The organism is Falsiroseomonas sp. (genome assembly GCF_041690465.1).
Classification (GTDB): Bacteria; Pseudomonadota; Alphaproteobacteria; order Acetobacterales; family Acetobacteraceae; genus Falsiroseomonas.
Map to the genome: position 1 here is coordinate 153,014 of NZ_JAWLHG010000009.1, position 13,737 is coordinate 166,750.

13 protein-coding genes are annotated in these 13,737 nt (G+C 69.7%); 10 read left to right on the plus strand and 3 right to left on the minus strand.

The annotated features are described in order from the left end of the window. Positions 1-33 precede the first annotated feature (33 nt). Genes ACESM1_RS11915 through ACESM1_RS11925 form a run of 3 tightly spaced genes read left to right on the plus strand, consistent with a single transcriptional unit; the run spans position 34 to position 2,047 of the window. Entirely contained in the window at positions 34-369 is a 336-nt protein-coding gene (locus ACESM1_RS11915) for a carboxypeptidase-like regulatory domain-containing protein (RefSeq protein ID WP_372620319.1), read from the plus strand. Beyond that, entirely contained in the window at positions 366-1,136 is a 771-nt protein-coding gene (locus ACESM1_RS11920) for a shikimate dehydrogenase family protein (protein WP_372620320.1), read from the plus strand. Before ACESM1_RS11915 ends, ACESM1_RS11920 begins: the two co-directional genes overlap by 4 nt. Further along, positions 1,133-2,047, plus strand: coding sequence for a polysaccharide deacetylase family protein (locus ACESM1_RS11925; protein WP_372620321.1), 915 nt, complete (start codon positions 1,133-1,135; stop codon positions 2,045-2,047). The genes ACESM1_RS11920 and ACESM1_RS11925 overlap by 4 nt, the downstream gene beginning before the upstream one ends. Before the next feature lie 16 nt (positions 2,048-2,063). Here the strand turns inward: ACESM1_RS11925 and ACESM1_RS11930 are convergent, their stop codons facing one another. Further along, positions 2,064-3,773: a gamma-glutamyltransferase family protein gene (locus ACESM1_RS11930; RefSeq protein ID WP_372620323.1), complete on the minus strand. Its 1,710-nt coding sequence runs from the start codon at positions 3,771-3,773 to the stop codon at positions 2,064-2,066. Positions 3,774-3,858: 85 nt separating this feature from the next. Next, complete coding sequence (locus ACESM1_RS11935) at positions 3,859-5,109, minus strand: NAD(P)/FAD-dependent oxidoreductase (protein WP_372620324.1); 1,251 nt, start codon at positions 5,107-5,109, stop codon at positions 3,859-3,861. A 161-nt stretch (positions 5,110-5,270) separates the two neighbouring features. Between ACESM1_RS11935 and ACESM1_RS11940 the strand changes: the two genes are divergently transcribed. From ACESM1_RS11940 to ACESM1_RS11970, 7 genes are read left to right on the plus strand one after another with little or no spacing between them, the layout of a single operon-like run. Then, on the plus strand, positions 5,271-6,152 hold the full coding sequence (locus ACESM1_RS11940; RefSeq protein ID WP_372620326.1) for an oxaloacetate decarboxylase: 882 nt from the start codon (positions 5,271-5,273) through the stop codon (positions 6,150-6,152). A 1-nt stretch (position 6,153) separates the two neighbouring features. Continuing rightward, entirely contained in the window at positions 6,154-6,756 is a 603-nt protein-coding gene (locus ACESM1_RS11945; RefSeq protein ID WP_372620328.1) for an HD domain-containing protein, read from the plus strand. Between the two features lie 7 nt (positions 6,757-6,763). Continuing rightward, positions 6,764-7,297 (plus strand): TRAP transporter small permease, encoded by a 534-nt coding sequence (locus tag ACESM1_RS11950; RefSeq protein WP_372620330.1) that lies wholly within the window; start codon positions 6,764-6,766, stop codon positions 7,295-7,297. A gap of 13 nt (positions 7,298-7,310) precedes the next feature. Beyond that, a complete protein-coding gene (locus ACESM1_RS11955; protein ID WP_372620331.1) occupies positions 7,311-8,630 on the plus strand; it encodes a TRAP transporter large permease in 1,320 nt (439 codons plus the stop codon). Positions 8,631-8,669: 39 nt separating this feature from the next. Beyond that, the gene (locus tag ACESM1_RS11960; protein WP_372620332.1) at positions 8,670-9,689 is read left to right on the plus strand and encodes a TRAP transporter substrate-binding protein; all 1,020 of its coding nucleotides are present in this window, start codon (positions 8,670-8,672) and stop codon (positions 9,687-9,689) included. Positions 9,690-9,732: 43 nt separating this feature from the next. Beyond that, positions 9,733-12,039, plus strand: a complete 2,307-nt coding sequence (locus tag ACESM1_RS11965) for a xanthine dehydrogenase family protein molybdopterin-binding subunit (RefSeq protein ID WP_372620334.1) — start codon at positions 9,733-9,735, stop codon at positions 12,037-12,039. Further along, positions 12,036-12,923, plus strand: coding sequence for a TauD/TfdA dioxygenase family protein (locus tag ACESM1_RS11970; protein ID WP_372620336.1), 888 nt, complete (start codon positions 12,036-12,038; stop codon positions 12,921-12,923). Before ACESM1_RS11965 ends, ACESM1_RS11970 begins: the two co-directional genes overlap by 4 nt. Positions 12,924-12,948: 25 nt before the next feature. Here ACESM1_RS11970 and ACESM1_RS11975 read toward each other — a convergent pair whose 3' ends face one another. Further along, positions 12,949-13,731, minus strand: a complete 783-nt coding sequence (locus tag ACESM1_RS11975; protein ID WP_372620337.1) for a class II aldolase/adducin family protein — start codon at positions 13,729-13,731, stop codon at positions 12,949-12,951. Positions 13,732-13,737 lie beyond the last annotated feature (6 nt).

Genomic DNA, 13,737 nt, shown 5'->3' on the forward strand with positions numbered 1-13,737 from the left:
GCACCACGGTGGCTGCTGTCGCGTTGGGTCGTCGTGCCGGGCACGCTGCTTTTGCTCGTGCTCGGCTGGAACATCCACGTTGCCGCGAACGCCACCGGGGTGGTGCGCGGCCGGGTCGTAGATTCCGCAGGGCAGCCGGTCGCGGGCGCGACGGTGCTGCTGTTCGAGCGGTCCTTCGTGGTCAACACGGAGAAGCAGCGCACGACGAGCGATCCGCGCGGACGCTTCCGCTTCGAGGGCAACGCCAGCCACGCCGTACAACTGCAGGCCGAGGCTCCGGATGGCGCCAGGTCCGATCGCGTCACCCTGCGGCTACTGTTCCGCGCGCAGGACGCGGATCTCCCTTCTCCCCTGGTGGTGGAACCATGATCTCTGGGCGTACGCGGCTCATCCTCCTCGCCGGCGACCCGATTGGCCATACCAAGGGCTATGCCGAGTATGCGGAGGCGATCGCCTCTGCAGGGCACGATTGCGCCTATCTGCCGGCGCACGTACCGTCGGGCACGCTGTCACGCTTCCTCGCCGGGGTGACGCATCTGCGCAACCTAGGCGGCGTCGTCTGCACCATTCCGCACAAGCAGGACGCAGCCCGGATCGGCCGGTGCGACGAGGCCGCGCGCCGCTCCGGCAGCGCCAACCTCCTGCGTCCGGACGGGCAGGGCGGGTGGGAAGCCTCCATGGTGGACGGCGCCGGCTTCCTGGCGGCGGCGCAGTCGGCAGGCATCCCGCTCGCCGGGCGGCGCGTGCAGCTGCTGGGAGCCGGCGGGGCAGGGCGGGCCGTGGCGATGGCAATCGCTGCGCAGCGCCCCGCTTCGCTTGCGATCCACGATCCCGATACGGCGCGCGCGGCCGCGCTTGCCGAGGTTCTGCTCGCGGAATTCCCGGGGCTGCCGGTCATCCCCGACCTCGGACCGAGCGAGGTGCTGGTGAACTGCTCGCCGCTGGGCATGGGCAATGACAGCCGGCTCCCCTGCGACCGGTCGCTGATTCCCGCATTCGTCTATGACATCGTCAACCGCCCGGACACGCCGTTGCTGGTTGCGGCGCGCGCGAAGGGCGCCCTGGCCGACCACGGCTACTCGATGATGGCTGCACAGATACCGCTGGTGCTGCGCTGGATGCTGGATCGCACATGAGCCCGACGCTTCACCTGCTCGGCCTGCCGGCCGACACGCGAATCGTCGTGCTGCATGCCGATGATGTAGGCATGTGTCATGGTGCCAACCGCGCCTTCCTGGAACTGTCCCGCGCCGGCCGCATCGACTGCGGCAGCATCATGGTCCCCTGTCCCTGGTTTCCGGAGATCGCGCGCGAGGCTGCGGCCGATCCGTCGCTCGATCTCGGTGTGCACCTCACCTTGACCAGCGAATGGTACGGCTACCGCTGGGGCCCCGTTGCGGTGCGAAGCGACGCATCGGGGCTGCTCGATCCGGACGGATATTTCTGGCGTGACTGCCTCGCACTGCGTCGCGCCGTGAGCCCCGCGGCGGCCGAGGAGGAGATGCGTGCACAGCTCGAACGGGCACTCGCGGCTGGCGTCGACGTGACGCACCTGGACACCCACATGGGCGCGGCGCTTCTGCCGGAACTGCTGCCCGCCACGCTGCGCATCGCGCGCGAATTTCGCCTTCCGCTGCTGCTGCCGCGCGAACTCGACAGCTATCTCTCCGTCCTGCGCCTCGGCAATGTGGACGCTGGCCCATACGCGCAGGCGGTGGCCGAATTCGACGCAGCCGGCCTGCCGGTGCTCGACCGCTTCGCGATGACGCCCGGCGTGCCATCCAACGAGTCCGAGGCGGCCTATGCCGCCCTCCTCGCGCCCACCGCGCCTGGCCTCACCTATGTGGCGCTGCATCCGAACGGAGCCGAGGATATTGGCGATATCCAGCGCCACCACCCGCGCGCCCAACCGCATTGGCGGACGGACGAGTTGCGCCTGTTCGGCAACGGACATTGCGATGCGGTGATCGCCAGGGCCGGCGTGCAGCGCCTGGGCATGCGCGCATTGCGCGACCTGCATCGGCGAACACCCGCGTTGCCCGCCTGACGATCCGCAGTCGCCCTCAACCGGCGATCGCGTAGGCCGGGCGACGCGGGTCGGCACCGGCGTGCAGAAGGCCCGTGGTGGGATCGCTGAGTACGGCTTCCACGCTGCCGGCCAGCCAGGTCGTATCCGGCCAGAGGCGAACCTCGTGGCCGCGGGCGGCCAGCGCATCGCGCACCTCGGCCGGAATGCGTGCCTCCACCGCGAGGCGGCCGGGAAAGAACTCGTAAGGAGCGAAGGACGAGGGGAAGGAATAGCTCGCAACGCGCGGCGCCTCGATCGCCTCCTGCACCTCCATGCCGAAATGCAGCACGTTGAGCAGCACCTGTAGCATCGCCTGGATCTGCACGTCGCCGCCCGGCGTGCCGAACGGCATCAACCCGCCGTCGCGCGTCACCACCAATGCGGGGTTGGGCGTGAGCCGCGGCCGCTTTCCCGGCGCCACCCCTGCCGGATGCGCCGGGTCGGGCCGGTTCTGCGAGCCGCGGCCGGAGACGACGAGACCGGTCCCCGGCACGACCGGCACGTTCCACGAGCCGTCGGATGGCGTGGCGCTGAAGGCGTTCCCCCAGCGGTCCACCACCGCCACGTAGGAGGTATCGGCCTCGACTTTCGGCAGCGCCTCGCCGGTTGCCGGCGGCAGCGCAGTGCCACCGGCGAGTAGCGGCCCCGGGAGCCCGGGATGGGCGCGTGCGCGATCCACCGCGGCCGCGCGTGCCGCCACATGCGCCTCCGACAGGAGCTCATCGAGCGGCACATGGCCCAGCGCCGGGTCGGTGAAGTGATACTCGCGATCCGCCAGTGCGCCCTTCAGCGCCTCGGTGATCACGTGCAGGTAGTCGGCCGAATTGTGCTCCAACCCGTCAAGGCCAAGGCGCTCGACAATCAGCAACGCCTCGAGCAGAGCAGGTCCCTGGCACCAGGGGCCGCAGACCATCACTTCGTGCCCGCGCCAGCGCCGCGCCACCACCGCCTCGATGCGCGAGCGGAAGCCGGCGAGGTCTTCCATCGAGAGAAACCCGCCTTCCTGCGCGATGAAGCGCGTGATCTCGCGCGCCAGGTCGCCGCGGTAGAAGGCGGCGTGCGCGGCGGCGAGGCCGGCGGCACGGCCGCCCGACGCGGCCGCGCGCTCCTGTTCCACCATGTGGCGCAGGCTGCGTGCGAGATCGGCCTGGACGAACTTCTCGCCGAGCCGTGGCGCACGGCCACCGGGCAGGAAGATCGCCGCGTTCTGCGGCCAGCGGCGATACTCCGCCTCGTGCGCGCCGATGCTCTCGGCGAGCAGGTCGTATGTGGCGAAGCCCTCCTCGGCGAAGCGGATCGCGGCGGCGGCGATGTCACCGAAGCTCATCGTGCCATGTCGCTCCAGTGCCTGGATCCAGGCATCGGGTGCGGCCGGCACCACCATGCGCCGCACGCCGGAGGGCATCTCGCCGCCGTGCTCGCGCATGAAGACGTCGGGCGGCAGGCTGGCGGGCCAGTGGCCCAGGCCGGCGATCGTCTCCGTCCGTCCGTCGGCCAGCCGGATCAGGATCGGCGCGACGCCCGCAACGGAAACCAGGTCAGGCTGCAGCACGCCGAGTGCGAGCCCTGCCGCGCAGCCCGCATCCACCGCATTGCCGCCGGCTTCCAGGATGGCGTAGCCGGCAGCGGCGGCCAGGTAGTGGCCGGCGCTGATGGCATGGCGCGTGCCGCTGACCGTCGGCCGTCCTGTCGCATAGCGTCGCATCGCCTTCTCCAACCTGCCTTGCCTCTCATCCTGCCTCGCCACATTGCGCGGATGCGCGCTGACTGTCATCCCGACGCGTGTTGCGTCAGGCGAAGCGCTCCGCAGCGAAGGGTGCGAAGTCCACGTTGGTCGGACGTCCGAGGATCGCCGGCGCCAGCATCCGCGCCGTGGGCGCGGAGCCGGTCAAGCCGAGATGGCCGTGGCCGAAGGCGAACCATAGCCCGCGCAGGCGTTGCGCGGGACCGATCACCGGCACGGAATCGGGAAGGCAGGGGCGGTGGCCCATCCAGAAGCCCTCCGTGCCGGCGAAGCGCGCCTGCGGGAACACCGCCGCCAGGTCGTCATAGAGCAGGCGCGCGCGCGCCTCGTTCGGTGCGCGGTCGAGGCCGCCGAATTCCACCGTGCCGGCGACGCGCAACCCGCCTTCCATCGGCGTGATGAACACCTTCCGATCCGCCGGCACGACGGGGCGGCTGATGCTGATGCCGGCATCCTGCAGGTTCACGTGGTAGCCGCGCTGCGTCTCCAGCGGGATGCGGTAGCCGAGCGGCGCGAGCAGCCGCGCCGACCAGGCGCCCGCCGCCACGACGATATCGTCCGCCCGGTGCGAGCGAGCCTCGCCCAGCGCACCGGTGACGCGCCCGTCTTCGACGGTGAGCGTGCGGATGCGGTCACGCCGGATCTCGCCACCGGCTGCAACGAACGCCGCTGCCACCGCCTGCGCATAGCGGTGAGGCGAGGCGCACCAGGCATGGTCGGGCAGGAAGACGCCGATCCGGTAGGCCGGGGCGACCTCCGGCTCCAGCGCCTCGATGCCGGCGCGGTCCAGGATGTCCACGCGCGCACCATGGGCACGCCGCAGGTCCCACCCAGCCTGATCCTTCGCCAGCTTCTCCGCGTCGCGATAGAGATAGAGATGGCCGTTGGCGTGGATCAGCTCCGGCGCGCCGACCTCGCGTGCCAGCTCCAGGTGCTGCTCGGTGGCAAGGCGCTGCAGCGCATCCAGTGCTGCGGCTGCGCGGGCGACGACGGAGGGGCGCGCGGCGGCGACGAACCTCAGCAGCCAGGGCGCCGCGCGCAGCCAGTAGCTCGCCGGCACGTGGAGCGGTGCGGCCGGGTCGAGCAGCATGCGCGGCACCTGCTTCAGCAAACCTGGCATCGCCAGCGGTGCAACGGAGCTGGAGCTGATTGCGCCGGCATTGCCGAAGCTCGCGCCGCCTTCGCCAGGCGGTTCGGGGTCCACGACTGTGACCTGCGCGCCCTGCCGGCGCAGCTGCCATGCGATGGCCAGCCCAACGATCCCGGCGCCGATGACGAGGACGCTGCGCTCTGCCATGCTGCTGTCCTCCAGCCGTCAGACGCCGTCGCGGCGCCGCCGCGATAAGGCCGCATCGCACGCGGGTCCGTCAATTGCCACCGGGTCCGCGTTGACAGGTTGCGGCGTCCGCCGCAGCCTCTTGCGGCGCAGCCAGGAAGCCGCCTGCGCGGGAGGACGCCATGGGAAGCAAGACCGCCATGTTGCGCAGTCTCATTGCGGCACGGACGTTCCTGCACATGCCCGCGGTGTACGACCCGCTCGGCGCACGGCTGGTGGCCGCGTCCGGCTTCGAAGCCGCCTATGTCGGCGGGTATGTCAGCGGCGCTTCCCGGGCGGTGAGCGAGCCGCTGCTGACCATGACGGAGCAGGTGGAGATCGCCGGCCAGGCCGCGGCGGCGGTGGAGATCCCCTTCGTCGCCGATGCCGGCGCGGGCTTCGGGGAGCCGCTGCACACCATGCGCACCGTGCGCGAATTCGCACGCGCGGGCATCGCCGGAATCCATATCGAGGACCAGCTTTTCCCAAAGCGGGCGCACTACCACAAGTACCAGGTGCACGCCTGCCCACCGGAGGAGTTCGCGCTGAAGATCCGCTACGCCTGCCGCGCGCGCGACGAGGTGGACCGGGACTTCGTCATCATCGCGCGCACCGATACCTGCCGGGAATTGGGCCTGGAGGAAGCGGTGCCGCGGCTGAACCGCGCCGCGGACGAAGGCGCCGATCTCGGCCTGCTCTTCCCGCGCAACCCGGCCGAGGCGGAGCGCGCGGCGCGCGAGTGCCGGCTGCCGCTGGTCTATGTCATGAGCCGCGGCAACCGTGACGGACGGCCCATCTTCACGATCCAGGAGTTGAAGGACATGGGCTATGTCGCCTGTATCGATGCGCAGATCATGCTGCTGACGGCGTTCGAGGCGAACCGCACCATGCTGAAGGAACTGCGCGCGACCGGCACCTATACGGCCATGGACGAGGGCGCCTTCCGCACCGCGCGCCAAGCAGTGGAAGACATCATCGGCCTGGAGGATTTCTACCGCATTGAGGCCGAGACGGTGGAGCGCTGAGATGCCGATCAACATCGATGAGGCCGGGCTTGCCGCGATCTTTCCCGAGATCGCGGAGATCCAGGACCCGACGCTGCGCCGCGGCGTTATCGCGATCTGGCTTGAGATCGCCGCCGAATGCCCCTGGGACCGGCTGGAGGATATCCCGAAGAACCTGGAAGCGGAGAAGCACCGGCGCCTCATCGACCACGTCCGCGGCGTCACGCGCATGGCGCTGGCCCTGGCCGAGACCGGCAAGGCGCATAGCGGCACCGACTACGACCGCGACAAGCTGATCGCCATGTGCCTGCTGCACGACGTCAGCAAGCCGATGGAGTGCGAACCCGATCCCGAGGGCGCGCCTTCCGGCGGGCCGGTGCTGCCCGGCCGCAAGAGCGCGATGGGCAAGCTGATCCAGCACGCCGTCTATGCCACCCACAAGGTCTTCGCGCATGCCCTGCCGCTCGAGATCGCACATGTGGTCAACACCCACACGCATCAGAGCGCGGTGCGCAGCGTGACGGTGGAGGGCGCCTACGTCTTCTATGCCGATTACGCCGACAGCGATGCCGTTCTCGTGCCGCAGGGCGGCAAGGGCTTCATCAGCCGCTGGCATCTGGGCTGAGCGGCGCATGTCCGTGCTGTTGCGGCTGATCGACCGCATCGAGACCTTCGGCATGGTCTTCTTCTTCTCCGCCGCGCTGGTGGTCGGCACTGCGCAGGTGGTCGCACGCTATGGCTTCAACACCGGCGTGGTGTGGTCGGAGCAGGCCTTCGTATACTTCACCATCTGGGCTGCGCTGATCGGTGCCTCGCGTGCGGTGCGCGATGGTCTGCATGTGCGCGTGGATGTGCTGGTGAACAGCCTTGGTGCGCGCTGGCGCCGACCGCTCGAGATCTTCGGCCTGCTCGTCAACCTCGTCTTCTGTGCCGTCCTGCTCTATGCCGCGATCGGCTACACCGACTTCCTGATCATGGTCGGCACCCGCAACGTGGACAGCGGCGTGCCGGAATGGGTGACCTATCTCGTCACGCCGTTGTTCCTGGCCCTGATGTGCGTGCGCTACCTCGCGCTGCTGCCGGTGACGATCCGCTCGCCCTCGGGCGATCCCTGGCATGCGGCGGCGGGCACCGAGCCCGGCATGCCACGGCCGCCGGCGCATTGAGGTAAGCGGCGCCATGGCAACGGCCACCGCGGTCATCCTGTTCCTCGTGCTCGTCGTGCTGGGCCTGCCCATCGCGGTGACGCTCGGCGCCGCGACGCTGGTCGCGCTGATGCTGTTCGACCCCATCCCGCTGCCGCTGATCGGCCAGAAGGTCCTGTCCAACGTGGACAGCACGACACTGATGGCCGTGCCTTTCTTCTTCCTCGCGGCCGCCTTCATGGAATCGGGCGGCATCGTTCGCCGCCTGGTGGCGCTCGCCACCGCGCTGGTCGGGCACCTGCGTGGCGGCATCGGGATGACCGGCGTGCTGGCCTGCATGTTCTTCGCCGCGATCTCGGGCTCGTCCGGCGCGACGGTCGCGGCTGTTGGCGGCATCATGATCCCGGCGATGCTCCGCCACGGCTACTCCAAGCGCTACGCGGTCGGATCGATGACCACCGCGGGGTCGCTCGGCATCCTGCTGCCGCCCTCGATCCCGATGGTTCTCTACGGCTTCCTGACGGAGACCTCGATTCCCCGGCTCTTCGTCGCCGGCATCCTGCCGGGCCTGCTGCTCGGCGTGATGCTGATGCTGCTCGCGCGCCATCTGGCGATCCGCGAGGGCGTGCCATCCATCCCGCGCCAATCCTGGGCGGAGCGGCGCCACGCATTGGTGGATGCGCTGCCGGCGCTCAGCCTGCCGGTCTTCCTGCTGATCGGCATCTACGGCTTCCCCGCCTTCGATCTCGGCGGGGTGCGCTACCAGGGAGGGGCGATCTTCACACCCACCGAGGCGGCGGTGGTCTGCGCGGCACTGGCTGCGCTGATCGGTACTCTGGCTTACCGCGAGACCAGTCTGCCGGGCCTGTTCCGCGTCATCCTCGACGTGACCCCGCGGATCGGAATGATCTTCTGGATCACCACCATGGCGATCCTGTTCTCCTTCATGCTGACGCAGGAAGGCGTGCCGGCCGCGCTGTCGGCGTGGCTGGTGGCGATGGAGATGCCGCAATGGCTGTTCCTGCTGCTGGTCAACCTGGTGCTGATCGTCGCCGGCATCTTCATGGATGGCGTGCCGATGATCCTGCTGTTCATGCCCATGATCTTTCCGGCCGCCACCTCGCTCGGGGTGGACCCGCTGCATCTGTGCATCATCGTGGTGGTCAACATCGAGCTTGCCCTGATCTCGCCGCCGGTCGGCATCAATCTCTATGTCGCGTCCAGCATCGCCAATGTCCCGATCCACCAGGTCGTGGTCGCCTGCCTGCCCTGGGTGGCGGTGGTGGCGGTCATGCTGGGGCTGGTAACCTATTTGCCCTTCCTGTCCACCTGGCTGCCGGGCATCCTGTTCTGATCATGGCCCGACGGGCCGAAACCGTGGGAGGATAACGAGATGGCAGCCTTCACCAGGCGAACGGTAGCCGCCGGCGCGCTCGGCGCGGCCTTTGCGGTGCCGGGCACCACGCCCACGCAGGCGCAATCCCCGCTCCGCATCATCGTCAACAACGACACCCAGGGCCCGACGCTGAAGGGCCAGACCTGGGAGCTGTTCAAGCGTGAGATGGAGCAGGCGCTCGGCGACCGCGTGCGGGTGGATCTGCATCATTCCGGGACGCTCTATGACCAGCGTGGCCAAGTGCAGGCGCTGCAGCTCGGCGCCATCCAGTTCATTTCACCGGCGATCGGCGTCTATGCAGCGACGGCGCCGAAGATCGCGGTGCTCGGGCTACCCTATCTGTTGCCCACGCCGCGCGCTCTGCAGGCGGTGATCGACGACGAGCAGATCTCCAACGCACTGTTCGGGGAACTGCGCGCCAAGGCCATGGAGCCAGTGGCCTTCTGGCTGAACGGCCCGCGCGATGTCGGCCGGCGCGGCACGCCGATCCTGCGGCCGGGCGACATGCGCGGCGTGAAGATCCGCGTCCCGCCCGGTGCGAACTACGTCGAGGCGTTCCGCGTGCTCGATGCGAATGTCGTCACGATCAACTGGGCTGAGGTGCCGACCGCGCTTTCGCAAGGCGTGATCGATGCAGTCGAACCCGTGGCGAATGCCTGGCTCGCCAGCCGGCTCTATGAGGTGGCGAACCAGATCACGCGCATCGGCTACATCCTCGACTTCTACATCGTCTGCACCAACAAGGCGTGGTGGGACCGGCTTCCGGCGGCGCAGAAGGAGGCGGTGCGCACCAGCCTGCGCCGCGCCACCGAATGGAACTGGGAGTCCACCGAGAAGGTGAACGAAGACGCCTATCGGCGAATCGCGGAGCTCGGCGCCACCATCCACACGCTCACGCCGGAGCAGCGGGCGGAGTGGCGCGAGGCGATGCGCCCGACCTGGGCCAGGCTCGGCGTGCCGCTGGTCGGCCAGGAGGTGATGGACCGTCTTGCGCGTATCGGCCAGGCGGCGAGCTGAGGCCGCGCTTCGCCGCGGCGCCTGCTGATCCGGGGGAGGAACGATGGCGTTCGACGTGCTTCCCGGGCTCGGCCAGCCGCTGCGGCGCATCGAGGATCCACGCCTGCTGACGGGTGGCGGCCGCTTCACCGCGAACCGCGCGTCGCCCGGGGCGCTGCACGCCGCCTTCGTCCGCTCGCCGCACGCGCATGCGCTGGTGCGCGAGGTGGCGACGCAGGATGCGCTCGCGATGCCGGGCGTCGTCGCCGTGTTCACCGCCGCGGACACGCTCGCGACCGGCCTCGGGCACAGCCCCGCCGTCACCGAGATCCGCGATGCTTCCGGGCGCCGCCACGTCGAGCCGCCGCGCCTGCCCATCTGCCCAGATCGCGTGCGCCATGTCGGCGAGATCGTCGCGATGGTGGTGGCCGAAACCGCGCATGCCGCGCGCAGCGGCGCCGAGGCCGTGGCGGTGGAGTACAAGTCGCTGCCCGCCGTCGTGTCGGGCGAGGCCGCGCTGCTGCCGGACGCGCCGCAGCTGCACGAGGGAGCGCCCGGCAACCTGGTCTGCGACTGGCGCAAGGGCGACGAGGCGGCTGTGCGGGACGCCCTGGCGCGCGCCGCGCATGTCGCGCGGCTGCGCCACCGCTCGCCGCGCATCCTGGCCGGCTACATGGAGACCCGTGCCGCGCTCGCCGAGTGGAACGAGGCCGCGCAACGCATCACGCTGACCACGCCTTCACAGGGCGTGCATGTCCTGCAACGCATTCTTTGCGACCACATCCTGAAGTTGCCGCGCGAGCGGCTGCGCGTGGTGACCGAGGATGTCGGCGGTGGCTTCGGCCCGAAGCTACCGCCCTATCCCGAACAAGCGCTCGCCTGCTTCGCCGCCATGCGGCTGAAGCGCGATGTGCTCTGGGTGCAGGACCGCACCGAGCATCACCTCGCCGACACCCACGCCCGCGATCTGGTCGCCGATGCCACGCTGGCGCTGGACGCGGAGGGCCGGTTCCTGGCGATCGACGTGCAGGCGGTGGCGAATTTCGGCGCCTATGTCTCGACCGTCGCGCCCACCATTCCGACCGGCGGCATGGCGAAGGTACTGACCGGCCTCTACGCGATTCCCGCCGCGCACATCGCGATGCGCTGCGCCTTCAGCAACACCGCGCCGGTGGATGCGGTGCGCGGCGCCGGCAAGCCGGAGGCGCTGGTGCTGCTGGAATGCCTGGTGGACCTTGCCGCGCGCCAGACCGGGCGCGACCCTGTTGAACTGCGCCGCCTGAACCTGGTGCCGCGCGAGGCCTTTCCTTGGCGCACCGCACTCGGCTACCGCTACGACAGCGGCGACTACCATGCGCTGCTGGATGCGGCGCTCGATGTGGGTGATGCCGCCGGCTACGCGGCGCGGCGCACCGATTCGGAGGCGCGCGGGCTTCGTCGGGGGCGCGGCGTCTCCTGCCATCTGCACGGCTCCGGCGGCTGGGGCGACGAGACGTCCCTCGTCGAGTTGCTGCCGGATGGCAGCGTGCTGGCGCGCACTGGCACGCAAAGCCAGGGCCAGGGCCACGCCACCGCCTATGCGCAGGTGCTGGCGGCGGCACTTGGCGTGGAGCCGGCGCGCGTGCGCATCCTGCAGGGCGACAGCGCGACCATCCCGCGCGGCGGCGGCACGGGCGGCTCCTCGTCCACCATCGTTTCCACCACCACTCTTGCGCGTGCCGCGGAAGCCGCGATCGAGGGCGGCCGCGACGCGGCTGCCGATCTGCTCGAAGCGGCGCCGGCGGATGTCGAATGGCAGGATGGCGCCTACCGGATCGTCGGTACGGACCGCCGCGTCGGCTTGTTCGAGGTGGTCGCGCGCCTTGGCGGCTTGCAGGGCAGCGCCGACTTTGCCGATACGGTGGAGACGTGGCCGGCCGGCATCGCGCTCTGCGAGGTCGAGCTCGATCCGGAGACCGGCGAGGTGTGGCTGGACCGCTTCGCCGCCGCCGTGGATGCCGGCACCGTCGTGAACCCGATGCTGCTTGCCGGCCAGCTGCATGGCGGCTTCGCGGCCGGCATCGGCCAAGCCTTGTGCGAGGACGCGCGCTACGACGCGGACGGGCAATTGTTGGCCGCAACGCTGATGGATTATGCCATGCCGCGCGCCGACACGCTGCCGCGCTTCGAACTCGTGGATGTGCCGGTGCCCTCGCCGAACAACCCGCTCGGCATCAAGGGCGTTGGCGAGTTGCCGACCAACGGCGCGCCGGCGGCAGTGGCGAATGCAGTGGCCGATGCGCTCGCCGGCGCGGACGCGACGCAGCTGGACCTGCCGCTCACGGCGGAACGGGTGTGGCGGGCGCTGCGGGCATCGAAGGAGGAGACATGACCATGGGGCTGACCGTCACTCCCTTGCATCCGCTGTTCTTCGCCAGGGTGGAGGGCGTGGACCTCCGTGCGCCGCTGACGGCGGCCCTGGCCGCCGAGATCGAGGCGGCATTGGATCGCCATGCGGTGCTGGTTTTCCCCGGCCAGGATCTCGACGACGACCAGCAGATGGCCTTCGGCCTGAACTTCGGCCCGATGGAGGAGCAGCCGGCTGCGGTGGACACCCACAAGCAGCGCCTCAAGCACGCGCAGATGAACGACATCTCGAATCTCGACGAGCACGGCCGGCTGCTGCAGGCCGATGACCGCCGGCGGATGTTCAACCTGGGCAACCAGCTCTGGCACAGCGACAGCAGCTTCAAGCCGACGCCGGCGAAATACTCGCTGCTGCATGCCCGCGTGATCCCGCCCGAAGGCGGCGACACCGAGTTCGCCGACATGCGTGCCGCCTGGGACGCGCTGCCTGCCGCCATGCAGGCGAAGCTGCGTGACCTGGTCTGCGAGCATTCGCTGCTGTTCTCGCGCGCCGTACTCGGCTTCACCGAGTTCACCGAGGAGGAGCGCGTGAAGTTCGCTCCCGTGCCGCAGCGCCTGGTGCGGCGGCACGAAGGCTCCGGGCGGCTCTCGCTCTATCTCTCCTCGCATATTGGCCGCATTCGCGGCTGGCTGGTGCCGGAGGCACTGGCGCTGATCCGTGACCTGACGGAGCACGCGACCCAGCGCGAGTTCGTCCATCGCCATGTCTGGCGGCAGCATGATCTTGTGATGTGGGACAACCGCTGCACCATGCACCGCGCGCGGCCTTTCGAGGATCGACGGCATCCGCGCGACGTGCGCCGCGTGACGATCAAGGATTCGCGGCCGACGCTGGAACAGGCGGCGTGATCGTGCGCCGCCTGCCCCTGTAGGCTCAGTTCCGGAAGTCGGGATCCGTGCGGTCCACCTGGCGCAGCAGGCCGGGCCATTCCAGCGGTCCGTAGCGGCGCGAGTTGGGCGGATCGTACATTGCGCAGGACTTCGCCACCACCTCGTCGGACGGCATCTCCAGCTCGGTGTTGCACGCCATTGCCTGCAGCTGCGCCTGGCAGGCGCGCTCCATCCCCCACATGGCGATGAACGCCTCCGCGACGCTGTCGCCGATGGTCAACAGGCCGTGGTTCTTCAGGATGCAGTAGTTGCGGGCGCCGATGCTGCGCGCGAGGCTCTCGCGCTCCGCCGGGTCACGCTCGGGGCCGCGGAAGTCGTGATAGGCGATGCGGCCGTAGAAGCGCGTTGCGGTCTGCGTCAGCGGCAGCAGCCCGCATTTCAGCGCGGAGACGGCCATGCCGGCGACGGTGTGGGTGTGCATCACTGCCTTCGCATCCGGCCGCGCCCGGTAGATGCTGCTGTGGATGGTGAAGCCCGCCGGATGCAGCCCGTAGGGCGTCTGTGGCCGGTAGAGGACCTCGCCCTCGATATTCACCTTCAGCAACGAGCTGGCGGTAATCTCGCTGAACAGCATGCCGTTCGGATTGATGAGGAACTGGTCCGGCGCATCCGGCACCCGGGTGGTGATGTGGGTGTAGATCATGTCGGACATGCCGTAGCGGTCGCAGAGCCGATAGCAGGCCGCGAGGTCCACGCGCGCCTGCCACTCGGCCTCGCTGACCGAGCCCTGGATCGGGGCGATGTCGAGCGGGTTGACGATGGTCATGGGGAG

Excerpts from the sequence above, each read along its gene's own strand:
- ACESM1_RS11920 (WP_372620320.1), top strand. The coding sequence starts at position 366 with ATGATCTCTGGGCGTACGCGGCTCATCCTCCTCGCCGGCGACCCGATT.
- ACESM1_RS11925 (WP_372620321.1), top strand. The coding sequence starts at position 1,133 with ATGAGCCCGACGCTTCACCTGCTCGGCCTGCCGGCCGACACGCGAATC.
- ACESM1_RS11930 (WP_372620323.1), bottom strand. The coding sequence starts at position 3,773 with ATGCGACGCTATGCGACAGGACGGCCGACGGTCAGCGGCACGCGCCAT.
- ACESM1_RS11935 (WP_372620324.1), bottom strand. The coding sequence starts at position 5,109 with ATGGCAGAGCGCAGCGTCCTCGTCATCGGCGCCGGGATCGTTGGGCTG.
- ACESM1_RS11940 (WP_372620326.1), top strand. The coding sequence starts at position 5,271 with ATGGGAAGCAAGACCGCCATGTTGCGCAGTCTCATTGCGGCACGGACG.
- ACESM1_RS11945 (WP_372620328.1), top strand. The coding sequence starts at position 6,154 with ATGCCGATCAACATCGATGAGGCCGGGCTTGCCGCGATCTTTCCCGAG.
- ACESM1_RS11950 (WP_372620330.1), top strand. The coding sequence starts at position 6,764 with ATGTCCGTGCTGTTGCGGCTGATCGACCGCATCGAGACCTTCGGCATG.
- ACESM1_RS11955 (WP_372620331.1), top strand. The coding sequence starts at position 7,311 with ATGGCAACGGCCACCGCGGTCATCCTGTTCCTCGTGCTCGTCGTGCTG.
- ACESM1_RS11960 (WP_372620332.1), top strand. The coding sequence starts at position 8,670 with ATGGCAGCCTTCACCAGGCGAACGGTAGCCGCCGGCGCGCTCGGCGCG.
- ACESM1_RS11965 (WP_372620334.1), top strand. The coding sequence starts at position 9,733 with ATGGCGTTCGACGTGCTTCCCGGGCTCGGCCAGCCGCTGCGGCGCATC.
- ACESM1_RS11970 (WP_372620336.1), top strand. The coding sequence starts at position 12,036 with ATGACCATGGGGCTGACCGTCACTCCCTTGCATCCGCTGTTCTTCGCC.
- ACESM1_RS11975 (WP_372620337.1), bottom strand. The coding sequence starts at position 13,731 with ATGACCATCGTCAACCCGCTCGACATCGCCCCGATCCAGGGCTCGGTC.